The organism is Streptacidiphilus sp. MAP12-33, assembly GCF_041261265.1.
GTDB lineage: Bacteria > Actinomycetota > Actinomycetes > Streptomycetales > Streptomycetaceae > Streptacidiphilus.
This window is the reverse complement of record NZ_JBGCCA010000030.1, coordinates 42,128-64,645: the sequence shown is the minus strand read 5'-3', so window position 1 is coordinate 64,645 and position 22,518 is coordinate 42,128. Positions and strand designations below refer to the sequence as shown.

Here is a 22,518-nt window from a genome sequence, read left to right as displayed (position 1 = left end):
GTACGCGGGGCGATCAGCTGAAGGAGTCGCCGCAGGCGCAGGAGCCGGTCGCGTTCGGGTTGTCGATGGTGAAGCCCTGCTTCTCGATCGTGTCCACGAAGTCGACGGTGGCGCCGGACAGGTACGGGGCGCTCATGCGGTCGGTGACGACGTTCACGCCGTCGAAGTCGGCCACCACGTCGCCGTCGAGCGAGCGCTCGTCGAAGAAGAGCTGGTAACGCAGGCCGGAGCAGCCGCCGGGCTGCACCGCGACACGCAGCGCGAGGTCGTCGCGGCCTTCCTGCTCCAGCAGGCTCCTGACCTTCGCGGCGGCGGTGTCGGTGAGGATGATCCCGCTCTCGACGCTGGTCTCGTCCTGGACGGTCATCTGCTTACTCCCGGGTTTGACGACGTACTTCCACCGGCGGAAACCGCCGACGCCCCGGAGGTATTCCGGGAAGGCTCCATTGCGTCCATGCTCGCACACTCGGCACCGCTCATCACCGCCGCGTTCGCCACATCAGCCAGCCGCGCCTCCGCGCTGTCCACGGTGGCCAGATCGGCCTTGGTGTGCGCGAGCGCCGCGTCGATCAGCAGCGCGACCAGCGGCTCCTCCCCGCGCTCGCGTCGCAGCCGGGTGAGCGCGGCGATGTCGGCGAGGTAGGCCTGCCGCTGCGCGGCGACGAGCTCGGCCAGTGCCGGCGGGCCCAGCCGGGCCGCCCCGAGCAGTTTGAGGAAGAGCTCGTCGCGGAAGCCCGAGGTGCGCACCCACGGACTGGTGGCCCACTCCCGCAGCTCGTCCTGTCCTTGCCCGGTGAGCTGGTAGGCGTTCTTGTCGGGCCGGTCGGACTGCGCCACATGGACCCGGGTGACGTGGCCGTCGCGGACGAGGCGGTCCAGCACCTGGTAGAGGTGCCCGATGTTCAGGCCACCCCACTGCGGGCCGATGGCCTCCTCGAAGCGCCCCTTGAGCTCGTAGCCGTGGCTCGGGCCGTCGGCCAGCAGCGCCATCACCGCGTGGTGAAGCGGCATTTACACACCTCCTAGCTTGTGACAATGTACTCCTGCATTGCCACAATGTATGGCCTGGCACAGCCCGGTGCGGCCAGGCACGGGGTGGAACGGGGCAAGGGGGAACACATGCCGATCGGCCTGCGCGGCGTCAGCCGCGGCTATCCGGGGCTGACCGCACTCGAAGCGGTGGACCTGGAGATCGCGGACGGCACCGCCGTCGCGCTGACGGGGCCCTCCGGCGCCGGCAAGTCCACCGTGCTGCACCTGCTCGGCGGCATGGACACCCCCACCGCCGGCACCGTGGAGATCGACGGGAAGCCGCTCACCGCCCGGGACCTGGACGCGCACCGGCGCCGCGTCGGGTTCGTCTTCCAGCGCTTCCACCTGCTGCCCGCGCTGACCGTCCTGGACAACGTGCTCGCCCCCGTGCTGCCGCGCCGGGTGGACTACGACCGCAAGGCCAGGGCGGCGGAGGTGCTGGAGGCGGTGGGCCTCGCCGCCCGGGCCCAGGCACTGCCGGCCGAGCTCTCCGGCGGCCAGCAGCAGCGCGTCGCCATCGCCCGCGCCCTGATCGGCCGCCCCCGGCTGCTGCTCGCCGACGAGCCCACCGGCAACCTCGACAGCGTCATCGGCCGCGAGATCGTCGACCTGCTGCTGTCCCTGCGCGAGCGCTACGGCACCACCCTGGTCCTGGCCACCCACGACGCCGAGGTCGCGGCGAGCTGCGACCGGGTACTCCGGTTGCAGGACGGCCGGATCACCGCCGACACCACGATCGAGCCCTCCAGCGACGTGCTCGACCGGCTCGGAGGGCTGCGCCCGTGATCACGATGATCCTCGCCCAGCTGCGCCGCCGTCGCGGCCGCGCGCTGGCCCTGGTCGCGGGCATCCTGGTGGCCGCGACCAGCTTCTCGCTGCTGACCGCGGCGGTGACCACCAGCCGCGCCGAGACCGTCGGCACGGTTAACGCCAACGCCCGCTCCGCCTACGACCTACTGGTCCGCCCGGCGGGCACCCGCACCGCGCTCGAACAGCGACGCGGGCTGGTCGAGGCGGACTTCCTCTCCGGCATCTTCGGCGGCATCACCCTGGCCCAGTACCACCGGATCGCGGGCCTGGCCGGGGTGGACACGGCCGCGCCGGTCGCCAACCTCGGCTACCTGATGATCAACAGTGAGCTGCGGCTGGACGTGACCGGCCTGCTCGCCCCAGGCGTCCGCAACCAGCTGCTGCGCGTGCGTCCGGCGCTGGCCGCGGGACCGAACCGGTTCACGCTGGCCGACCAGTACGTCTACGTCACCCGGGACCCGATCGTCAGCGTCGACGCCCGGCCCCGGGGCGGCTTCGAGCCCTCCGTCCAGGTGCAGCAGACCGCCGCCGGGGGGCGGCCGGTGTGCTGGTACTACGACGAGGACTCGTCCGGTGCGGCCAGCAAGGGCCCGTTCGGCCCGTGGGACCCGGCCGCCCAGGAGGGGATCTCCGGCTCACCGTTCACCATGCCCGCGCGAACGATGATGAGCTGCTACTCCGTGGGCGGCCACGTCTACGCGGACCTCCCGGTCGCCTTCCCGGTGATGCTCTCCGCGATCGACCCGGCGGCCGAGGCCCGGCTGGTCGGCCTGGGCCGGGCCGTCACCTCCGGCCGGATGCTGCGGGCCACGGACCGGCCCACCAACGCCACCAACGGCCCGGAGACCCTCGCGCAGGTGCCGGTCCTGCTGAGCGACAACCCGCAGAGCGCGGGCACCGTCTCCGCGACCGTCCAGCGCCTGGACGCGGGCGACCCGGCCACCCTGCCCGACCGGCTCTCCACCTCCGGTGCCCGCGCCTACGTGAACGGCCTCGGCGGCGCCACCGCGGGCACCCTGCATGCCGACCTCGGCACGGCCTTCCGCACGCTGGGCGCCTACTCCTCCTACAGCTCAGGCACCTACTGGACCGCCGGCCCCGTCACCTACCGCGCCACCGGGTCCGGTCTGGAAGCGGTGCCACAGGCCGCCCAGCCGCTCGGGACCTGGCGCGGCGGCGCCGAGCAGGGCTGGATCCGGGACGTGCCCGAGGAGAACACCGGCACCCAGTTCCGCACCGTCACCGCCCGGGCCGAGGTCGGCTGCGAGGGCATCGAGGGCACCTGCACCGACATCACCGCCGCGCCGACACCCGTGCTCGACTTCGTCGGCCGCTACGACAGCTCCAAGTTGGACCGGTTCTCCTCGCTCAGCGGCGTCCCCCTCGACACCTACCAGTCCCCCGCCGTCACCGGCGCCGACGCCGCGAGCCGTGCCGCGCTCGGTGGCAGGGCGCTGCTCCCCGACCGCAACATCGGCGGGTTCCTCAGCCAGCCGCCGACGCTGCTCACCACGCTCGACTCCATGGACGTGTTCTTCGCCAGCCGACTCGTCCCCACCCCGCAGGCAGCCGCACCGATCAGCGCCGTCCGGATCCGGGTGGCGGGCGTGACCGGCGTCGACCCCACCTCGCGGGCCAGGGTGAACGCGGTCGCGGCCGCGATCCGCGCCGCCTACCCGCACCTGGTCGTGGACGTCACCGCCGGCAGTTCGCCAGCGCCGCAGACCATCGCGCTGCCCGGTGGCCTGCGGGTCAGCGAGGGCTGGACCGAGAAGGGCGTGGCGCTGCGGATCATGTCCGCCGTCGACGCCAAGAGCGCGGTGCTGTTCGTGCTGGTGCTGGTGGTCTGCGCCCTGTTCCTCGGGCAGGCCGCGCTCGCCTCGGTGCGGGCCCGGCGCACCGAGATCGGCACGCTGCGCTGCGTCGGCTGGAGCGCAGGCGAGGTGTTCCGGCTGATCCTGGGCGAACTGCTGCTGATCGGCACGGTCGCGGGCGCGGCCGGGGCGTTGCTGGCCTACCTGCTGGCCGTCGGGTTCGGTCTGCACGCCTCCGCCGCAAAGGCCGCGCTGGTGCTGCCGACGGCGGTGCTGCTGGCCCTCGCGGCCGGGCTGCCGCCCGCCTGGCGGGCGACCCGGCTGGGCCCGCTGGACGCCGTCCATCCGCCGGTGGTGGCGGCCCGGCGGGCCCGCCCGGTGAGGTCCGTGCGCGGGCTGGCGCTGCGCAACCTGATCCGGGTTCCGGGCCGCAGCCTGCTCGGCGCGTCCGGGCTGGCCCTCGGCGTCGCGGCGTTCACCGTGCTGCTCGGCGTCACCCTGGCCTTCCGCGGCGAGGTGGCCGGCTCCCTGCTCGGCGACGCGGTCGTCGCGCAGGCCCGCGGCGTCGACTACGCGAGCGTCGCGCTGTCGCTGCTGCTGGGCGCGGCGGGCGCGGTGGACGTGCTGGTGCTCTCGCAGCGCGAACGCGCCGCCGACCTGGCCGTGCTGCGCGCCTGCGGCTGGAGCGGCCGCGAACTGTCCCGGCTGGCGCTGCTGGAGGGCCTCTGGCTCGCCCTGTTCGGCGGCCTGCTGGGGGCCGGCGCCGGCCTCGGCACGCTGGCCCTGCTCGGCCGCGGCCTGCTCGACGGCGGCCGGGCCGCCGACCTCGCCGCGGCGGGCCTGCTCGCGGCGACCGCCGGCGTGGTCCTGGTCTGCACCGCCCTCGCCGTCCCCGCCCGCGCCCTCGGCCGCCTCGCCCCGGCCCGGCTCCTCGCCACGGACGGCTGAGCACCCCGGCCGTCCGGAGGCGCACAGCCGAGGACGGCCGGCCGGAGGCGCACAGCCAAGGACGGACGGCCGGGGAGGCGGTCAGCGCCGGGCGGACCGGTGCCGGCACGGGCGCCCGCCCGGCAGGAGCGGGTGCCTGACAGGGGCGGGAGAGTGCTGGCAGGATCGGGCGGGTGCTGATGCGACCGGTCCACGACTCCGCCGCCGACACCGCCGCCGTGCGGGCGATCGACGCCGCCGCGTTCGACAAGCCGCTGGAGGGCCGCGAGGCCGCCCGCGCCGACGTCCGTACGCGGCGGCTGGCCGCAGCCGACCAGGCCGGCTGCTGGTTCGCGGAGGACGACGGCACGCCGCTCGGGGTCGCGCTGTCGCTGCGCCGGGAGGGCCTGTGGGGGCTGGCGCTGCTCGCGGTCCGCCCCGAGGCGCAGGGCAAGGGAGTCGGCCGCACCCTGCTCGACCACGCGCTCACCCACGCCCACGGCTGCCTGCGCGGCATGATCGTCGCCTCCGCCGACCCCCGCGCGGCCCGCCGCTACCACGCGGCCGGCTTCCGGCTGCACCCCACGATGGCGCTGACCGGCCGGGTCGACCGGGCGGGCCTGCCCGCAACCGGCGGCCTCCCGGTGCACCTCGGCGACGCGACCCACTTCGACCTGCTCGACTCCGTGGACCGCCGCTCCCGCGGCTCCGCCCACGGCGAGGACCATCTGGCGCTGCTGCGCACCAGCGACGAACTGCTGGTCGCGGACACCCTCACCGGCTCCGGCTACTGCTACCGCCTCGGCGGCCGGGTGATGCTGCTGGCAGCCACCTCCCGCCGGGTCGCCTCGGCGCTGCTGACCGAGACCCTGGCCCGGATCCCGGAGGGCGAGACCGCCGACGTGCGCACGGTGACGGCCGAACAGGACTGGGCCGTCGACGTGGCCATGGCCGCCGGGCTCACCGCCGAGAGCCGCGGCTGGCTGGCCCTGCGCGGCATGAGGCCCCCGACGCACTACCTGCCGTCGGGGGCCTACCTGTGACCGTTCCGGGAACGGATCAGACCATCGTGTCCAGGATCTCCCGGACCATCTCCATCGTCGTGCCCGGGTGCAGGAACGCGAAGCGGGCGACGACCTCCCCCTCCCAGCCGGTCGGGGTGACGAAGCCGGTCTGGTCGGCCAGCAGCCGCTCGGACCAGGCGTAGTAGTCCTTCGCGGTCCAGCCCTTGCGCCGGTAGACCACGCTGGACAGCTCCGGCTCCCGGACGACCTCCAGGTCGGGGTACTCGGCACGGATCAGCTCGGCGGTGTCGCGGGCCAGCGCGATGCCGGTCTCGATCGCCTCGGAGTAGGCGTCGGTACCGTGCACGGCGAGCGAGAACCACAACGGCAGGCCGCGGGCGCGCCGGGTGAGGTGGTAGGCGTAGTCGGTCGGGTTCCACTCCTGGTCGTGGTCGGCGGTGTGCAGCACGTCCAGGTAGGAGGCGTCCTGGGTGTGGACGGCCTTGGCCAGGCGCGGGTCGCGGTAGATCAGCGCGGCGCAGTCGAACGGCGCGAAGAGCCACTTGTGCGGGTCGACGACGAAGGAGTCGGCGTGCTCGATGCCGTCGTACTTCGCCCGCACCGAGGGCGCGAGGAGCCCGGCGCCGCCGTAGGCGCCGTCGACGTGGAACCACAGGCCGTGCTCGCGGGCGACCTCGGCGATGCCGGCCAGGTCGTCGACGATGCCGGCGTTGGTGGTGCCGGCGGTGCCGACCACGGCGATGATCGAGCCCGGGTCGGGGTCGGCCGCGATGGCCGCGCGCAGCGCCTCGCCGGTCAGCCGGTGGTCCACCGTCGGCACGACGAACTTCTCGACGCCGATGATGTTGAGGGTGTTGGTGACCGAGGAGTGGGTCTGGTCGCTGACCGCGATCCGCAGCCGCGCGCCGATGCCGACGCCGAGGCGCTGGCGGGCGGTGTCGCGGGCGACGACGAGGGCGGAGAGGTTGCCGGCGGAGCCGCCGGAGACGAAGCAGCCGCCCGCCGAGGCGGGCAGGCCCGCGCGGTCCGCGATCAGGCGCAGCACCTGGTTCTCGGCGGCGATGGCGCCGGCCGCCTCCAACCAGGAGATGCCCTGGAGCGAGGCGCAGGAGACGACCATGTCGAACAGCAGCGCGGCCTTGGTCGGCGCGCACGGGATGAACGACAGGTAGCGGGGGCTGTCGGCGGAGATGACCGCGCGGGACAGCTCGTGGTCGTAGAGCTTGAGCACATCCGCAGGATCGTTTCCGCGGTCGCTCAGCAGGCCGTCCAGCGCGGCGCCGAGCTTCTCGCCGTCGCCGGGGTGGTCGAGCGGGACCGGGTCGTACTGCAGGCGCTCCCGCATGTAGTCGAAGACCAGGTCGACCATGCGGGCGTCGTACCGGTGCATGCGGTCGGCGTGGGGCACGGGAGATCCTTCGGGGCGGTTGGGCTGTGGGGGCAGGCCTGTAGGGGCATTGCCACCCTAGGCACCACACCGCGCTCGTCGCCTGTCGGAACCCTGCGGCCCGCGCAGGAATCCTGCGTGATCCTCACCGGCAGGTGAGGAATCCTGCTTCAGCCGATCAGCCGATCAGTCGGCTGAGCGCCACAGTGCTGCGGCTGCGCTGCACGCCGGGCTCGCGCCGGATCCGCTCGATGACCGCCTCCAGGTGCCGCATGTCCGCCGCACGCAGGTGAACCAGCGCGTCCGCGTCGCCGGTCACCGTCCAGGCGGCCACCACCTCGGGGAACTGGCGCAGCGAGGAGAGGATCTCCTCCGGCGGGGTGCGCTCGCGGCAGAAGACCTCGACGAAGGCCTCCGTCGTCCAGTCCAGCACGCCCGGGTCCAGCACCACGGTGAAGCCGCGCACCACGCCGCGCTCGCGCAGCCGGTCCACCCGCCGCTTGACCGCCGTGGCGGAGAGATTCACCAGCAGGCCGATCTCCGCGTAGGAGGCGCGCCCGTCCCGCCCGAGCAGCTCCAGCACCCTGCGGTCCACGTCGTCGAGACTGGCGGCAGGACTGATCGGCGTTCTCGGTGCTGGCACGCGCTCAGCTTTTCACATCCGCGCTGCCCACATCGCTGCCCGCATCCTCGCCCTGGAGCCGGTGGACCACGAGGCCGAGCGCGACCGACGCCGCGCAGACCAGCCCCGCCACCAGCACCGTCGGCGAGAACAGCACCGCCACCGCGCTCACCGGCAGCACCCACAGCGCCACCCCGCGCTTGGTGTGCCGCGAGTGCAGCGCCCAGACCGTGAACAGGTACACCGCGGTGGGGACGGTGACCGCGAGCGTGGCCGTGTGCGCGGCGACGTGGGCCTTGCCCACCGCGTGCTCGACCGCCACCTCCAGCCCGGCGCCGATCGCGGCGGCGGAGAGGAAGACCAGGTAGTGGCCGTAGCCCCAGACGAAGGCCACCCGGTTGCCGCTCAGGTGCTCCTCGACCGAGCGGGCGAAGTAGATCCACCACGCGGAGAAGCAGATCAGCAGCCCTCCCGCGGCGATCGGCAGCAGCTGCCCCACCGCCTCGTGCTCGTCCACCGCCGACTGGACCGCGATGGTCGCCGCCGAGACCGACTCCCCCAGCACGATCAGCGTGAAGCAGCCGTACCGCTCCGCGATGTGCCCGGGATGCCAGGCCGTCGCCGCCGGCCGCTCCGCGAAGAGCGGGACCGCCAGCTCCGCGACCATGCCGACCAGGAAGGTCGGGAGCTTGGCCTGCCCCGGGACGTCGAGCATCCAGAGCACCCAGTACACCTGCACCAGCGAGACCCCGGCCGCGTAGCGCAGCGCCACCGTCCGGTGCGCGCCCTCGTTGGAGGCGGCGGCGCGCAGCCACTGCGCCACCAGGGCGACCCGCATCACCACGTAGCCGGTGACCGTGATCCGGTAGTCGCCGTCCGCGAAGGCCCTGGGCACCCCGGCGGCCAGGATCAGCGCCCCCGCGATCTGCACGAAGGTGGCGATCCGGTACGGCACGTCGTCGGTGTCGTAGGCGGAGGCGAACCAGGTGAAGTTCATCCAGGCCCACCAGATCCCGAAGAACACCACGAGGTAGCCGAGGATCCCGTGCCGGATCTCCCCACCGGCCAGCGCGTGCGCCAGCTGGGAGCCCGCCTGGGCCACCGCGACGACGTAACAGAGGTCGAAGAAGAGCTCCAGCGGCGTCGCCGCCCGGTGCCGCTCCCCCCGCCCACGCGGCCGCATGCGCGGGCCGTCCACTACCCTCTCTGTGGCCATGCCTCCAGACGATAGGGCAGGTCCGCGCCCCCGACCGGTAGCGCCGATGTGTCGAGAGCGGGGTAGGTCACATTGCCCCGGCGCCCATGGCCGGTGTGATCGGGGCGGGCTATCATAGATAGCGTCAGGTAGACGATAAGGCGGGGTTCCGTATCTCGCCGAGCAGGAGGGCAACCGCCCGTGACCACCACCACCACGCCCGGGACGGGCGACACCTTCGCCGAGCCGGGTGCCACTCCGCTGGCGCTGCTGCTGCTCGGCCGCGAGGCCGACACCGCGAGCGAGCGCGGCGTCGACTGCCCCGGAGACCTCCCCGTCGCCTCCGACCCGGACCTGGTCGCGCGCGCCGCCGCGGCCAAGTCCAGGCTGGGCGACAAGGTCTTCATCCTGGGCCACCACTACCAGCGTGACGAGGTCATCCAGTTCGCCGACGTCACCGGTGACTCCTTCAAGCTGGCCCGCGACGCGGCCGCCCGCCCCGAGGCCGAGTACATCGTCTTCTGCGGCGTGCACTTCATGGCCGAGTCCGCGGACATCCTCACCACCGAGCGCCAGCAGGTGGTCCTGCCGGACCTGGCCGCCGGCTGCTCGATGGCCGACATGGCCACCGCCGAGCAGGTCGCCGAGTGCTGGGACCAGCTGGTCGACGCGGGCGTCGCCGACACCGTGGTGCCGGTCGCCTACATGAACTCCTCCGCCGACATCAAGGCCTTCACCGGCCGCCACGGCGGTACGATCTGCACCTCCTCCAACGCCAAGCGCGCCCTGGAGTGGGCCTTCGAGCAGGGCGAGAAGGTCCTCTTCCTGCCCGACCAGCACCTCGGCCGGAACACCGCCGTGCGGGACATGGGCCTCTCGCTGGACGACTGCGTCGTCTACAACCCGCACAAGCCGAACGGCGGCCTGACGGCCGAGGAGCTGCGCGCGGCCAAGATGATCCTGTGGCGCGGCCACTGCTCCGTGCACGGGCGCTTCAGCCTGGACTCGGTGAACGAGGTCCGCGAGCGCGTCCCCGGCGTCACCGTGCTGGTGCACCCCGAGTGCAAGCACGAGGTCGTCGAGGCCGCCGACATGGTGGGCTCGACGGAGTACATCATCAAGGCCCTGGACGCGGCCGAGCCCGGCTCCAAGTGGGCCATCGGCACGGAGCTCAACCTGGTCCGCCGGCTCGCGAACGCGCACCCGGACAAGGAGATCGTCTTCCTGGACCGCACGGTGTGCTTCTGCAGCACGATGAACCGCATCGACCTGCCGCACCTGGTCTGGGCCCTGGAGTCGCTGGCGGACGGCCGCGTGCCGAACGTCATCACGGTGGACCCGGAGACGGAGAAGTACGCCAAGCTCGCCCTGGACCAGATGCTCGCCCTGCCGTAACGCGCAACGCAGAGGACCGGTGGCCCCCATGGGCGCCACCGGTCCTCTGCGTTCGTCTCAGCCCGGGATCAGCCCGTCGTGCTGCAACAGCTCGCGGACCTCGTCCACGGTCGCGTCCTCGAACGGCAGCGTCGCGTCGGAGGCACCGAGGTAGTCGTGCGCCACCGGCGTGCCGCCGGCCCGAACCGCGCCGAGCAGCGCGGCCAGGCTGACCTTGAACTCCGCCTCGTCACCGCTGTCCAGCGCGGCCAGGACCGCGTTGTCCAGCTCGTTGAGGTGGTCGACCAGTGTGTCGGGGACCTCGAACTGCCCCTCCGTCAGGATCCTGACGATCACCGCGCTCCCCCTCAGCCCTCGTGCGGGCGCTGGTCCTGCGGCGCCTGGTAGGGGTTCTGCTGCGGAGCCTGCGGGGCTGCCTGGCCGTGGTTGCCCTGCTCGATCGCCGGGGTCGGCGCGCTGCCGCCGCCCAGCTCGGCCTTCATCCGGGCCAGCTCCAGCTCGACGTCGGAACCGGCGGACATGCGGTCCAGCTCCGCCGAGATGTCGTCCTTGCGCATGCCGGACGGGTCGTCCAGCGCGCCGCTGGCCAGCAGCTCGTCGATCGCGCCCGCGCGCGCCTGCAGCTGCGCGGTCTTGTCCTCCGCACGCTGGATGGCGAGGCCGACGTCGCCCATCTCCTCCGAGATGCCGGAGAAGGACTCGGCGATCTGGGTCTGCGCCTGGGCGGCGCTGTACTGGGCCTTGATGGTCTCCTTCTTGGTGCGGAAGGCATCCACCTTGGCCTGCAGGCGCTGGGAGGCGAGCGTGAGCTTCTCCTCCTCGCCCTGCAACTGCTGGTACTGGACCTCCAGGTCCTGCACCTGCGTCTGGACCCCGGCGCGGCGCGTCAGCGCCTCGCGGGCCAGGTCCTCGCGGCCGAGGGACAGCGCCTTGCGGCCCTGCTCCTCCAGCTTCGCGGACTGCTGCTGCAACTGCGTGAGCTGCAGTTCGAGACGCTTGCGGCTGGTCGCCACATCCGCGACGCCGCGTCGCACCTTCTGCAGCAGCTCCAGCTGCTTCTGGTACGAATAATCCAGCGTCTCGCGCGGATCCTCCGCGCGATCCAAGGCCTTGTTGGCCTTGGCGCGGAAGATCATCCCCATCCGCTTCATGATTCCGTCGCTCATGGGCTTCGCGCGCCCCCTTCTGTGACCTGCCGGTTTCGCCGTCTTCTCGCACCCAGCCTACGGGTCGCGCGGCTCTCGCCGCAGCGATCCGCGCTGCAACAAGACTGCTACAGCTGTGGCCGTCCGGGCCTCATCCGTGCGGCGGATCACGAACGCGCCCTTCTACGCCGCTCGGCGGAGTGCAGCCCTGACGAGAGCCAGTACCCGGGGGGCTGGGGAATACACCCCCCGACCACGTACTCTTGCTGTGTGTTCCGACGTAGCTCCCAGGATGCCCCCGCCGACGCCGCCACCCTCACCGAGGACGAGGCAGCGAACAAGGCCGTGCCCGCCGCGGAGGCCCCCAAGGGCCGCCCGACCCCGAAGCGCAGCGAGGCGGTGACCAACCAGCGCGGCCGCGCCTACGTGGCGCCGGACCGCAAGGCTGTCGCCAAGCAGTCCCGCGACGCAGGCAAGGACGACCGCGCCCGCCAGTACGCCGCCATGCGCGGCCAGGGCGACGAGCGCGACCTGCCGCCGCGCGACGCCGGCCCGGTGCGCAAGTTCGTGCGCGACTACGTCGACTCGCGCTGGACCGCGCTCGAGTTCGCCATGCCGGTGGTCATCCTGATCTTCCTGATCGCCACCCTCCTGCGCAGCGCCTCCATCGTGGTCCTGTCCACGCTGGTGCTCTACGCGGTGATCCTGGCGATCGTCGTGGCGACCTTCTTCTTCGCCCGCGGCCTGAAGAAGGAACTGGCCCGCCGGTTCCCGAACCAGAACACCCGCGGGGCGGTCGCCTACGGCCTGCTGCGCTCCTCCAACATCCGCAAGATGCGCCTGCCCAAGCCGGCCGTGAAGCGCGGGCAGAAGCCCTGAGCAACCCGCCGGCCCACCAGGGCTATCCCGGATACTCGTACTCGCCCCTGGGCCCCTGTCCGGGGGCGGACGACTCCACCATGGTGCTGCCCGCCCAGCGGGCCGCCACCGAGCCCGTCCACGTGCCCGCGCCGATCGGCTTCACGCCCGGCGCCGAGGCGTGGCTGGCGGGGCTCGGCGGACTGCGCAACGTGGTGCGCCAGGAACTCGTCGCCCGGCAGCTGGACGAACAGCTCGCCGGATCGCACCTCGCCGACCGTCCCGCGGGCCTGCGCGTCCTCGACGTCGGCTGCGGCCAGGGCACCCAGGCGCTGCGCCTGGCCCGGCGCGGCCACCAGGTCACCGGCATCGACTCCGACCCGGCCACGCTGGCCGTCGCCCGGCAGGCGCTCGCCGGCGAGCACCCCGGGACGCAGGCGCGGGTGCGCCTGCTGCAGGGTTCCGGCGAGGACTGCGGCCGCTGGTTCGGCCCCGCCGCGTTCGACCTGGTGCTCTGCCACGGCGTGCTGATGTACCTGCCCGAGCCCGGCCCGCTGCTGGCGGCCCTGGCCCGGATACTGGCCCCCGGCGGCCTGCTCTCCGTGCTGGTCCGCAACGGCGACGCGCTCGCGCTGCGCCCGGGCCTGGCCGGCGACTGGGCGAGCGCCGTCGCCGCGTTCTCGGGCGAGGCCTACACCAACCGCCTGGGCCTGCCCACCCGGGCCGACCGCCGCGAGGTGCTCACCCGCACCCTCGCCGAGCTCGACGTGCCGCTGCGCTCCTGGTACGGGGTGCGGGTCTTCACCGACCCGGCCGCCGACGACGCCCCCGTCCCCGCCGGGCCGGAGCTGTCGCTGCTGCTGGAGGCCGAGGAGCGGGCCGGCCGCACCGACCCGTACCGGCAGGTCGCGGCGCTGACCCACCTGGTGGGCGCGCGGCCCTGAGGGGTCATAGGCTCACCCCCATGGAGTTCCGTCACCTCGGCCGCAGCGGTCTCGTCATCTCCGAGATCGCCTACGGCAACTGGCTCACCCACGGCTCCCAGGTCGAGGAGGACGCGGCCACCGCCTGCGTCCACGCCGCCCTCGACGCCGGGATCACCACCTTCGACACCGCCGACGTCTACGCCGCCACCCGCGCCGAGTCCGTCCTCGGCCGCGCCCTCAAGGGGCAGCGCCGGGAGGGCCTGGAGATCTTCACCAAGGTCTACTGGCCCACCGGCCCCGGCAAGAACGACACCGGTCTGTCCCGCAAGCACGTCATGGAGTCGATCAACGGCTCGCTGAAGCGCCTGCAGACCGACTACGTCGACCTCTACCAGGCCCACCGCTACGACACCGCCACGCCGCTGGAGGAGACCATGGTCGCCTTCGCGGACATCGTGCACTCCGGAAAGGCCCACTACATCGGCGTCTCCGAGTGGACCGCCGACCAGATCCGGGCCGCGCACGCGCTCGCCCAGGAGCTGCGGATCCCGCTGGTCTCCTCCCAGCCCCAGTACTCCGCCCTCTGGCGGGTCATCGAGGCCGAGGTCGTGCCGACCTGCGAGGAGCTCGGGCTCGGCCAGATCGTCTGGTCCCCCATCGCCCAGGGCGTGCTCACGGGCAAGTACCTGCCCGGCGAGCAGCCTCCGGCCGGCTCGCGCGCCACCGACGACAAGGGCGGCGCCAACATGATCTCCCGCTGGATGCGGGACGACGTGCTGGAGCGCGTCCAGCGGCTGCGGCCGCTGGCCGACCAGGCGGGGCTGACCCTGGCCCAGCTGTCCGTGGCCTGGGTGCTGCAGAACCAGAACGTGTCCGCCGCCATCATCGGCGCCTCCCGGCCCGAGCAGGTCGCCGAGAACGTCAAGGCCGCCGGTGTCCGCCTGGACGCCGAGCTGCTGAAGGCGATGGACGAGATCCTCGCTCCCGTCGCCGAGTTCGACCCGGCCAGGACGGCGCAGAACGCGCCCCAGGGCCGCCTGAACTGACACCGCGCCACGAGCACAGACAGAGCGAAGGGCCCCGGGGCGTTCACCCCGGGGCCCTTCGCCCGAACTCACTGGTGCAGGCTCATCGGCCCGTAGATCTTCTCGCCGTCGTCCAGCAGCACCACCTGGTCGACCCCGTCGGCGAGCAGGTCCTTCCAGGTCTCGCCGATCCACGTCTCCGCGTCGCCCTGGGTCGGGAACTCCTCGGTCCCGTTCGGCGCCGGCACCACCGAGCCGTCGAGCTTCTCGTACCGCCACGTCCACACCACGCCGGGCTCCTCTCCGATCCTGCCGCGCTCTCCGCTAGGACAGTACCCGGCACAATGGCCCGATGCGCCTGCTCGACCGTCTCCACCTCGGCCGCCGCCCCCGCCGCACGCTGCTGCTCGGCGGCGCCCGGTCCGGCAAGTCCTCGCTCGCCGAACGGCTGCTGGCCGCGGACGCGGAGGTGACCTACGTCGCCACCGCGGGCCGCCGCGAGGGTGACGCCGAGTGGGCGGATCGGATCGAGCTGCACCGGGTCCGCCGCCCGGCGAGCTGGCGCACCGTGGAGACCTGCGACCTGGCGCCGCTGCTCGCCGCGCCCGGCGGCCCGCTCCTGATCGACTGTCTGGCGCTGTGGCTGACCGACGCCATGGACCGCGTCGGCGCCTGGGAGGACGCGCGCTGGTACGGCGGCGGCGACGCCGAGCTGCGGGCCCGCACCGCCGAACTGGTCGCGGCACTGGCGGTGAGCCCGCGCCTGGTCGTCGCGGTCAGCAACGAGGTCGGCAGCGGCGTCGTGCCGGCCACCGCCTCCGGACGCCGGTTCCGTGACGAGCTGGGCCGGCTCAACGCGGCCGTCGCCGACGTCTGCGACGACGTGCGGCTGGTGGTCGCGGGCCGCTCGCTGCGATTGTCCGACCGGTGACGGTAACGTTTCGGCCGTGACGACCTTCGACCTCGACGAGATCTCCGCGCGGCTGGCGCGCCCCGACGACGAGTACCGCCTCGCCGCGGAGGAGCGCTTCGCCGCGCTCGACCTGCCCCGTCGCTCGCTGGGCGAACTGCAGGACCTGGCCGGCTGGCTGGCCGCGGTCCAGGGCAAGGTCCCCACCCAGCCGCTCTCGCGGGTCAACGTCGTGGTCTTCGCCGCCGACCACGGCATCGCCTCGCTCGGCGTCTCCACCCTCCCGGCCGGCACCACCGAACGCCGGGTCCGCGACATCCTCGACGGCACCGCGCCCGTCAGCGTGCTGGCCCGTCAGTTCGGCGCGCAGGTGCGCGTGGTGGACCTGGGCGTCGACGCGGCCGAGGACGCCTTCCCGGCCGAGGTGAGCCGCCACCGGGTGCGCCGCGGCTCCGGCCGGATCGACGTGGAGAACGCGCTCACCCGCGAGCAGGCCGAGCAGGCCTTCGCCGCCGGCATGGCGCTCGCGGACGAGGAGGCCGACTCCGGCACCGACCTGGTCGTCCTCGGCGACCTCGGCGTCGGCTCGACCACCGTGGCCGGGGTGCTGATCGGCGTGCTCTGCGGCACCGACGCGGCCGTCGTCACCGGGCGCGGCTCCGGTATCGACGACCGCGTGTGGATGGTCAAGTGCGCCGCCATCCGCGACTCCCTGCGCCGGGCCCGCCCGGTGCTGGCCGACCAGCTCGACCTGCTGGCCGCCGTCGGCGGCGCCGACTTCGCCGCCATGGCCGGCTTCCTGCTCCAGTGCGCGCTGCGCCGGCTGCCGGTGCTGCTGGACGGCGTGGTCTCCGCCGCCTGTGCGCTGGTGGCGCAGCGGATCGCGTTCCGCGCCCCGGAGTGGTGGCGCGCGGGCCAGCTCACCGGCGAGCCGGCGCAGACCAAGGCCTACGAGCGGATGGGCGTCGCGCCCTTGCAGGACCAGCAGGTCGCCGTCGGCGCGGGCGCGGGCGCGCTGATGTCGCTCCCGCTGCTGAAGGCCGCCGCCGCGCTGCTGGCCGAGCTGCCGCTGCCGGCTCCCCCATCGCCACCCGCCGCGCCCACCGTGTCCACCGCGCTCACCGCGCCCGAGGCTGAGGTGTCCGAAGCTGAGGTGTCCGAGCGTGGCGTGTCCGAGGCTGAGGTGTCCGAGCCGGCGCTGTTCGAACCGCAGCCCGACGAGAAGCCCGGGGACTGAGTGCACGCCCCCCGCTTCGTCCAGCGCTGCCTCGAACCACTGCGCTTCGCCTTCGGCACCCTGTCCGTCCTCCCCGTTCGGGTGAACCGGTGGGACCGTCCCACCGCCGGCCGGGCGATAGCCCTGGCCCCCGCCGTCGGCCTGGTGCTCGGCGGCCTGGCCGCGGGCTTCGCGGCCCTGCTGGCCTGGGCGCACTCCGGTTCGCTGCTGGCCGCCGTGGCCGGGGTCACGGCGCTGGCGGCGCTGACCCGCGGCCTGCACCTGGACGGGCTGGCCGACGTCGCCGACGGGCTCGGCAGCAACCGGCCCCCGGCCGCGGCGCTGAAGATCATGAAGGCCTCCGACATCGGCCCGTTCGGCGTGCTGGTGCTGCTGCTCACCCTGTTGGCCCAGGTGGCCGCGGTGGCGCGCTGCTTCGATCTGGGACTGCCCAAGGGCGCCTTCGCGCTCGGCCTCGCGGCCGTGACCTCGCGCGCCGCGCTGCTGCGCGGCTGCGCCGACGGCGTGCCCTCGGCCCGGCCGGAGGGCCTGGGCGCCATGGTCGCCGGGACCGTGCCGCGGCTGCGCGGCGCCGTCACCACCCTGGTGACCGTCGCCCTGCTGGCACTGGCCGGCTGGGCCACCGCCCGCTCCGGCCAGGACCGGCTGCCGCTGGCGCTCGGCACCGTCGTCTCGGCCGCCGCCGGACTGGGACTGGCCGCGCTGCTGCTGACGCACTGCCTGCGTCGTTTCGGTGGAATCACCGGAGATGTCCTGGGCGCGATGGTGGAGGTCTCCGCCACCGGATCGCTGATTCTCTGGACCCTTTTCGCAGCTGCCACCCCGTAGCGGGGTGCTGTCTCGAAATTTCGGCCCCCGCGACGGCGCGGGGGCTCAATATGCGGACTACCATGCCTGGTGCCGGTCTGTTCACCGCCCCGGCACCACCGTGCGTCGGCGCACGCCCACCCGCGAGGAACAGACACGGCACCGCAGACTTTTGCACCGCCGACTTTCGACAGAACAGGACGCATTCCGTGACTGCAGTGTCTTTGAGCACCTCCACGGCCGCCGCGCTGCGCGCGGACGCCGTCGTCGTGGCCGTGGCCAAGGGCCCCAAGGGCCTGGTCCTCGCACCGGGCGCCGAGACGGTCGACGAGGCGTTCGAGGGTCGCCTCGCCGAGGTGCTCACCACCGTCGGTGCGACCGGCACCGCGGGCGAGGCCGTCAAGGTCCCCGCGGCCGCCGGCCTCAAGGCCCCGCTGGTGCTGGCCGTGGGTCTGGGTGAGGCCGCCGAGGACGGCTACCAGGCCGAGGCGCTGCGCTCCGCCGCGGGCGTGGCGGCGCGCACCCTGCACGGCAGCAAGAAGGCCGCGTTCGCGCTGCCCGTCACCGACGCGGCCTCCGTCGAGGCCGTCACCCTGGGTGCGCTGCTCGGCGCCTACACCTTCACCGCCTGCCGCAGCGACAACGGCAAGGCCGACGCCAAGACCCCCCTCGTCGAGGTCTCCCTCACCGGCGTCAAGCGCGGCGACAAGGCCGCCAAGGCCGCCGTCGAGCGCGCCACCGTCGTGGCCGAGGAGATGAACCGGGCCCGCGACCTGGTCAACATGCCGCCGAACGACCTCTTCCCGAAGTCCTTCGCCGAGATCGCCACCGCGATCGGCAAGGAGCAGGGCCTCAAGGTCGAGGTGCTGGACGAGAAGGCCCTCACCAAGGGCGGCTTCGGCGGCATCCTCGGTGTCGGCGTCGGTTCGGACCGCGGCCCGCGCCTGGTCAAGGTCGCCTACACGCACCCCAAGGCCAAGGCCTCGCTCGCCTTCGTCGGCAAGGGCATCACCTACGACTCGGGCGGCATCTCGCTCAAGCCGGCCGGCCACAACGAGACGATGAAGTGCGACATGGCCGGTGCTGGCGCCGTCTTCGCCTCGGTGCTCGCGGTCGCCAAGCTCGGCCTGCCGGTCAATGTCACCGGCTGGCTGGCGCTGGCCGAGAACATGCCGTCCGGCTCGGCTACCCGCCCGGGTGACGTGCTGCGCATGTACGGCGGCAAGACCGTCGAGGTGCTCAACACCGACGCCGAGGGCCGCCTGGTGCTGGCCGACGCCATCGTCCGCGCGGGCGAGGACAAGCCGAGCCACATCGTCGACGTCGCCACCCTGACCGGCGCCATGGTGATGGCGCTGGGCAGCCGCACCTTCGGCGTGATGGCCAACGACGACGCCTTCCGCAGCACCGTCACCGAGCTGGCCGAGGCCGCGGGCGAGCCCGCCTGGGCCATGCCGCTGCCGGCCCACCTGCGCGGCCCGATGGACTCCTCCGTCGCCGACATCTCCAACATGGGCGAGCGCATGGGCGGCGGCCTGGTCGCCGGCCTGTTCCTCAAGGAGTTCGTCGCCGACGGCATTACCTGGGCGCACCTGGACATCGCCGGCCCGGCCTTCCACGAGGGCGCGCCGTTCGGCTACACCCCCAAGGGCGGCACCGCCACGGCCGTGCGCACCCTGGTCGCGCTCGCCGAGCACGCGGCCGACGGCAAGCTCTGACCTACCAGTAGGTAACCCTTGATCGGGCCCCCGCTGCTGTTCGCCCTGGGCGAACGGAGGCGGGGGTCCGTCCGCATTCCACAGGAAACCCTCCTGACCTGGGCCCCTTCCCCGCACCGGAATTTGCCTCTCGACCTGCGGAAACAGACAATTCCTCGCGAGGCACCCACCCCGTTGCCATGGGGGGTGCCCGTCCACACCCTGGCCCGGTCCCTCACCACAGCACGACAAGTGCGAGGATGTATCTCCGGCACGACGGGTCTCCCCACAAGGGAGCACCACACCCGGCCGGCGATCGACCGGGAGCATCCGCACCCTTTGCATGGAGGACGTGACGTGGCGAACGACGCCAGCACCGTTTTCGACGTAGTCATTCTCGGAGGCGGAAGCGGCGGTTACGCCGCGGCGCTGCGGGCGGCCCAGCTCGGCCTCCAGGTCGCGCTGATCGAGAAGAACAAGCTCGGTGGCACCTGCCTGCACCAGGGCTGCATCCCGACCAAGGCGCTGCTGCACGCCGGCGAGGTCGCCGACCAGACCCGCGAGGCCGCGGGCTTCGGCGTGAAGGCCACCTTCGAGGGCATCGACATCAACGCGGTCCACGCGTACAAGGACGGCGTGGTCACCGGCCTGTACAAGGGCCTGCAGGGCCTGGTGGCCAGCCGCAAGATCACCTACGTCGAGGGTGAGGGCCGCCTGTCGTCCCCGACCTCCGTGGACGTGAACGGACAGCGCTACACCGGCCGCCACATCGTGCTGGCCACCGGCTCCGTGCCGAAGTCCCTGCCGGGCCTGACCATCGACGGCGACCGGGTCATCTCCTCCGACCACGCGCTCACCCTCGACCGCGTGCCGAAGTCCGCGATCGTGCTCGGCGGCGGCGTCATCGGCGTCGAGTTCGCGTCGGTCTGGAAGTCCTTCGGCGCCGAGGTCACCATCATCGAGGCGCTGCCGCACCTGGCCCCGCTGGAGGACGAGAACTCCTCCAAGCTGCTGGAGCGGGCCTTCCGCAAGCGCGGCATCAAGTTCGAGCTGGGCGCCCGCTTCGCCGGTGTCGAGTACACCGGGACCGGTGTGCGCGCCTCGCTGGAGAACGGCAAGCAGGTCGAGGCCGAGCTCATGCTCGTCGCCGTCGGCCGCGGCCCGGTCTCCTCCGGTCTCGGCTACGAGGAGGCCGGGGTCGCCATGGACCGCGGCTACGTCCTGGTCGACGAGTACTGCGCGACCAACGTGCCCACCATCTCCGCCGTCGGCGACCTGATCCCGACCCTCCAGCTGGCCCACGTCGGCTTCGCCGAGGGCATCCTGGTCGCCGAGCGCATCGCCGGCCAGAAGGTCGTCCCGATCGACTACGACGGCGTGCCGCGCGTGACCTACTGCAACCCCGAGGTCGCCTCCGTCGGCATCACCGAGGCCAAGGCCAAGGAGCTGTACGGCGACGACAAGGTCGTCACCGCCAAGTTCAACCTCGCCGGCAACGGCAAGAGCAAGATCCTCAAGACCGCCGGCGAGATCAAGCTGGTCCAGGTCAAGGACGGCGCCGTCGTCGGCGTGCACATGGTCGGCGAGCGCATGGGCGAGCAGGTCGGCGAGGCCCAGCTGATCTACAACTGGGAGGCCCTGCCCGCCGAGGTGGCGCAGCTGATCCACGCGCACCCCACCCAGAACGAGGCCCTCGGCGAGGCGCACCTCGCGCTGGCGGGCAAGCCGCTGCACAATCACGACTGACAACCCTCGTCGCACGCCAACCATCCGCAACGCACCACAAGGAGCAACCGAAACCATGGCGGTCTCAGTAACACTGCCCGCACTCGGCGAGAGCGTGACCGAGGGCACCGTCACCCGTTGGCTGAAGGCCGAGGGCGAGCGCGTCGAGGCCGACGAGCCGCTGCTCGAGGTCTCGACCGACAAGGTCGACACCGAGATTCCGGCGCCCGCCTCCGGCATCCTGGCCTCCATCAAGGTCGGCGAGGACGAGACGGTCGAGGTCGGCGCGGAGCTGGCCATCATCGACGACGGCTCCGGCGCCCCGGTCGCCGCTGCGGCTCCGGCCGCTGCCGCCGCCCCGGCCCCCGTGGCCGCGCCGGTCGCTGCCCCGGCCCCGGTCGCCGCCGCTCCGGCCCCCGCCGCCGCTCCGGCCGCCGCCCCCGCGGGTGCCGTCTCCGGCACCGAGGTGACCCTGCCGGCGCTCGGCGAGTCCGTCACCGAGGGCACCGTCACCCGCTGGCTCAAGGCCGTCGGCGACACCATCGAGGCCGACGAGCCGCTGCTCGAGGTCTCCACGGACAAGGTCGACACCGAGATCCCGGCCCCGGTCGGCGGCGTCCTGCTGCAGATCCTGGTCGCCGAGGACGAGACCGCCGAGGTCGGCGCCAAGCTCGCCGTCATCGGCGCTCCGGGTGCCGCCCCGGCCGCCCCCGCCGCTCCGGCTGCCCCGGCCCCCGCGCCGGTCGCCGCCACCCCGGCTCCGGTCGCTGCCCCGGCTCCGGTGGCCGCTCCGGCCCCCGTGGCCGCTCCGGTCGCGCCCGCCCCGGTCGTGGCCCCGGCTCCGGTCGCCGCTCCGGCGCCCGTGACCGCCGCGCCGGTCGCTGCCCCCGTCGCCGACGCGTCCGACGCCTACGTGACCCCGCTGGTCCGTAAGCTCGCCGCCGAGAACGGCATCGACCTGAACCAGGTCAAGGGCACCGGCGTCGGTGGCCGCATCCGCAAGCAGGACGTGCTGGCCGCCGCCGAGGCCGCCCGCGCCGCCGTCGCCACCCCGGCCGCCGCCGCGACCGGTACCGCGCCGAAGACCCCGACCACCATCGCCGCCGCCTCTCCGCTGCGCGGTCAGACGGTGAAGATGACCCGCATGCGCAAGGTCATCGCCGACAACATGGTCAAGGCGCTGCAGACCGCCGCGCAGCTGACCACGGTCGTCGAGGTCGACGTCACCAACATCATGCGTCTGCGGGAGAAGGCCAAGGGCGGCTTCGCCGCGCGCGAGGGCGTCAAGCTCTCGCCGATGCCGTTCTTCGTGAAGGCCGCGGCCGAGGCGCTCAAGGCGCACCCGGTCGTCAACGCGTCCATCAACGACGCCGAGGGCACGATCACGTACCACGCGGTCGAGAACATCGGCATCGCGGTCGACACCGAGCGTGGCCTGATGGTCCCGGTCATCCACGAGGCGGGCGACCTCAACATCGCCGGCATCGCCAAGAAGACCGCCGACCTGGCCGCCCGCACCCGTGACAGCAAGGTCACCCCGGACGAGCTGTCCGGTGGCACCTTCACCGTCACCAACACCGGGTCGCGCGGCGCGCTGTTCGACACCCCGATCTTCACGCCGCCGACGGTCGCCATCCTCGGCATCGGCGCGACGGTCAAGCGCCCGGTCGTCATCGAGTCGGCGGAGCTGGGCACCACCATCGCCGTGCGCGACATGGTCTACCTGGCGCTGTCCTACGACCACCGGATCGTGGACGGCGCGGACGCCGCCCGCTTCCTGGGCACCCTGAAGGCCCGCCTGGAAGAGGGCGCGTTCGAGGGCGACCTCGGCCTGTAGTCCCGCTCCACCCGCATCACCTGCATCACCTGCATCACCCGCCGCGGTTCCCGTGGCACCCGTCATGACCCGAAGGCCCCGTCTCCGCTCGTCGGAGTCGGGGCCTTCGGCCTGTCCCACGTGCGCCGGGCACCCCCGGCGTGG

General features: G+C 73.1%; 20 protein-coding genes and 1 pseudogene. 13 read left to right on the top strand and 8 right to left on the bottom strand.

What is annotated here, in order from left to right; genetic code table 11:
- Nucleotides 1-13: 13 nt before the first annotated feature.
- The gene (erpA, locus tag ABH931_RS26975) at nt 14-367 is read right to left on the bottom strand and encodes an iron-sulfur cluster insertion protein ErpA (protein ID WP_370118386.1); all 354 of its coding nucleotides are present in this window, start codon (nt 365-367) and stop codon (nt 14-16) included.
- On the bottom strand, nt 364-1,011 hold the full coding sequence (locus tag ABH931_RS26970) for a PadR family transcriptional regulator (RefSeq protein WP_370118383.1): 648 nt from the start codon (nt 1,009-1,011) through the stop codon (nt 364-366). The genes erpA and ABH931_RS26970 overlap by 4 nt, the downstream gene beginning before the upstream one ends.
- Before the next feature lie 108 nt (nt 1,012-1,119).
- Between ABH931_RS26970 and ABH931_RS26965 the strand changes: the two genes are divergently transcribed.
- From ABH931_RS26965 to ABH931_RS26955, 3 genes are all read left to right on the top strand, one after another.
- Nucleotides 1,120-1,818, top strand: coding sequence for an ABC transporter ATP-binding protein (locus tag ABH931_RS26965; RefSeq protein ID WP_370118381.1), 699 nt, complete (start codon nt 1,120-1,122; stop codon nt 1,816-1,818).
- A 5-nt stretch (nt 1,819-1,823) separates the two neighbouring features.
- On the top strand, nt 1,824-4,604 hold the full coding sequence (locus ABH931_RS26960) for an FtsX-like permease family protein (RefSeq protein WP_370118536.1): 2,781 nt from the start codon (nt 1,824-1,826) through the stop codon (nt 4,602-4,604).
- A gap of 179 nt (nt 4,605-4,783) precedes the next feature.
- Nucleotides 4,784-5,626, top strand: a complete 843-nt coding sequence (locus ABH931_RS26955) for a GNAT family N-acetyltransferase (RefSeq protein ID WP_370118533.1) — start codon at nt 4,784-4,786, stop codon at nt 5,624-5,626.
- 16 nt (nt 5,627-5,642) lie between these two features.
- On the opposite strand, the gene ABH931_RS26950 is transcribed toward ABH931_RS26955, so the two are convergent.
- The 3 genes from ABH931_RS26950 to ABH931_RS26940 all read right to left on the bottom strand — a co-directional run bounded on the left by ABH931_RS26950 (nt 5,643) and on the right by ABH931_RS26940 (nt 8,833).
- Nucleotides 5,643-7,016, bottom strand: coding sequence for an aspartate aminotransferase family protein (locus ABH931_RS26950; RefSeq protein ID WP_370118378.1), 1,374 nt, complete (start codon nt 7,014-7,016; stop codon nt 5,643-5,645).
- A 157-nt stretch (nt 7,017-7,173) separates the two neighbouring features.
- Nucleotides 7,174-7,638 (bottom strand): Lrp/AsnC family transcriptional regulator, encoded by a 465-nt coding sequence (locus ABH931_RS26945; RefSeq protein WP_236656632.1) that lies wholly within the window; start codon nt 7,636-7,638, stop codon nt 7,174-7,176.
- 4 nt (nt 7,639-7,642) lie between these two features.
- Complete coding sequence (locus tag ABH931_RS26940; RefSeq protein ID WP_370118375.1) at nt 7,643-8,833, bottom strand: low temperature requirement protein A; 1,191 nt, start codon at nt 8,831-8,833, stop codon at nt 7,643-7,645.
- A 180-nt stretch (nt 8,834-9,013) separates the two neighbouring features.
- Here ABH931_RS26940 and nadA point away from each other — a divergent pair, with 180 nt between their 5' ends.
- Complete coding sequence (gene nadA, locus ABH931_RS26935) at nt 9,014-10,207, top strand: quinolinate synthase NadA (protein WP_370118372.1); 1,194 nt, start codon at nt 9,014-9,016, stop codon at nt 10,205-10,207.
- Between the two features lie 57 nt (nt 10,208-10,264).
- On the opposite strand, the gene ABH931_RS26930 is transcribed toward nadA, so the two are convergent.
- Nucleotides 10,265-10,543 carry a hypothetical protein gene (locus tag ABH931_RS26930; protein ID WP_370118369.1) on the bottom strand — a complete coding sequence of 93 codons (279 nt, stop codon included), beginning with the start codon at nt 10,541-10,543 and terminating at the stop codon, nt 10,265-10,267.
- Between the two features lie 11 nt (nt 10,544-10,554).
- A complete protein-coding gene (locus ABH931_RS26925; protein WP_370118531.1) occupies nt 10,555-11,358 on the bottom strand; it encodes a PspA/IM30 family protein in 804 nt (267 codons plus the stop codon).
- Between the two features lie 264 nt (nt 11,359-11,622).
- Here ABH931_RS26925 and ABH931_RS26920 point away from each other — a divergent pair, with 264 nt between their 5' ends.
- The 3 genes from ABH931_RS26920 (at nt 11,623) to ABH931_RS26910 (ending at nt 14,182) form a co-directional block, all read left to right on the top strand.
- A complete protein-coding gene (locus ABH931_RS26920) occupies nt 11,623-12,231 on the top strand; it encodes a DUF3043 domain-containing protein (RefSeq protein ID WP_370118367.1) in 609 nt (202 codons plus the stop codon).
- 80 nt (nt 12,232-12,311) lie between these two features.
- Nucleotides 12,312-13,154, top strand: coding sequence for a class I SAM-dependent methyltransferase (locus ABH931_RS26915; protein WP_370118364.1), 843 nt, complete (start codon nt 12,312-12,314; stop codon nt 13,152-13,154).
- A gap of 20 nt (nt 13,155-13,174) precedes the next feature.
- Nucleotides 13,175-14,182, top strand: a complete 1,008-nt coding sequence (locus ABH931_RS26910) for an aldo/keto reductase family protein (protein ID WP_370118362.1) — start codon at nt 13,175-13,177, stop codon at nt 14,180-14,182.
- A gap of 68 nt (nt 14,183-14,250) precedes the next feature.
- On the opposite strand, the gene ABH931_RS26905 is transcribed toward ABH931_RS26910, so the two are convergent.
- Nucleotides 14,251-14,451: a hypothetical protein gene (locus tag ABH931_RS26905; RefSeq protein ID WP_370118359.1), complete on the bottom strand. Its 201-nt coding sequence runs from the start codon at nt 14,449-14,451 to the stop codon at nt 14,251-14,253.
- A 98-nt stretch (nt 14,452-14,549) separates the two neighbouring features.
- Between ABH931_RS26905 and ABH931_RS26900 the strand changes: the two are divergent.
- The 6 genes and pseudogenes from ABH931_RS26900 to sucB form a co-directional block, all read left to right on the top strand.
- Nucleotides 14,550-15,092 (top strand): annotated as a pseudogene (locus ABH931_RS26900) (bifunctional adenosylcobinamide kinase/adenosylcobinamide-phosphate guanylyltransferase); the annotation flags it as partial.
- 16 nt (nt 15,093-15,108) lie between these two features.
- A complete protein-coding gene (gene cobT, locus ABH931_RS26895) occupies nt 15,109-16,308 on the top strand; it encodes a nicotinate-nucleotide--dimethylbenzimidazole phosphoribosyltransferase (protein ID WP_370118356.1) in 1,200 nt (399 codons plus the stop codon).
- On the top strand, nt 16,309-17,136 hold the full coding sequence (locus tag ABH931_RS26890; RefSeq protein ID WP_370118353.1) for an adenosylcobinamide-GDP ribazoletransferase: 828 nt from the start codon (nt 16,309-16,311) through the stop codon (nt 17,134-17,136).
- Nucleotides 17,137-17,324: 188 nt separating this feature from the next.
- Nucleotides 17,325-18,833 carry a leucyl aminopeptidase gene (locus tag ABH931_RS26885; protein ID WP_370118350.1) on the top strand — a complete coding sequence of 503 codons (1,509 nt, stop codon included), beginning with the start codon at nt 17,325-17,327 and terminating at the stop codon, nt 18,831-18,833.
- A gap of 336 nt (nt 18,834-19,169) precedes the next feature.
- Nucleotides 19,170-20,558, top strand: coding sequence for a dihydrolipoyl dehydrogenase (gene lpdA / locus ABH931_RS26880; RefSeq protein ID WP_370118347.1), 1,389 nt, complete (start codon nt 19,170-19,172; stop codon nt 20,556-20,558).
- A 55-nt stretch (nt 20,559-20,613) separates the two neighbouring features.
- Nucleotides 20,614-22,374: a 2-oxoglutarate dehydrogenase, E2 component, dihydrolipoamide succinyltransferase gene (gene sucB, locus ABH931_RS26875; protein ID WP_370118344.1), complete on the top strand. Its 1,761-nt coding sequence runs from the start codon at nt 20,614-20,616 to the stop codon at nt 22,372-22,374.
- Nucleotides 22,375-22,518: the final 144 nt, after the last annotated feature.

What these genes read in the sequence shown, in the direction of transcription:
- ABH931_RS26910 (WP_370118362.1), top strand. Translation starts at nt 13,175, where the DNA reads ATGGAGTTCCGTCACCTCGGCCGCAGCGGTCTCGTCATCTCCGAGATC.
- ABH931_RS26960 (WP_370118536.1), top strand. Translation starts at nt 1,824, where the DNA reads ATGATCCTCGCCCAGCTGCGCCGCCGTCGCGGCCGCGCGCTGGCCCTG.
- ABH931_RS26965 (WP_370118381.1), top strand. Translation starts at nt 1,120, where the DNA reads ATGCCGATCGGCCTGCGCGGCGTCAGCCGCGGCTATCCGGGGCTGACC.
- ABH931_RS26925 (WP_370118531.1), bottom strand. Translation starts at nt 11,358, where the DNA reads ATGAAGCGGATGGGGATGATCTTCCGCGCCAAGGCCAACAAGGCCTTG.
- ABH931_RS26915 (WP_370118364.1), top strand. Translation starts at nt 12,312, where the DNA reads ATGGTGCTGCCCGCCCAGCGGGCCGCCACCGAGCCCGTCCACGTGCCC.
- ABH931_RS26955 (WP_370118533.1), top strand. Translation starts at nt 4,784, where the DNA reads ATGCGACCGGTCCACGACTCCGCCGCCGACACCGCCGCCGTGCGGGCG.
- ABH931_RS26940 (WP_370118375.1), bottom strand. Translation starts at nt 8,833, where the DNA reads ATGGCCACAGAGAGGGTAGTGGACGGCCCGCGCATGCGGCCGCGTGGG.
- ABH931_RS26970 (WP_370118383.1), bottom strand. Translation starts at nt 1,011, where the DNA reads ATGCCGCTTCACCACGCGGTGATGGCGCTGCTGGCCGACGGCCCGAGC.
- erpA (WP_370118386.1), bottom strand. Translation starts at nt 367, where the DNA reads ATGACCGTCCAGGACGAGACCAGCGTCGAGAGCGGGATCATCCTCACC.
- sucB (WP_370118344.1), top strand. Translation starts at nt 20,614, where the DNA reads ATGGCGGTCTCAGTAACACTGCCCGCACTCGGCGAGAGCGTGACCGAG.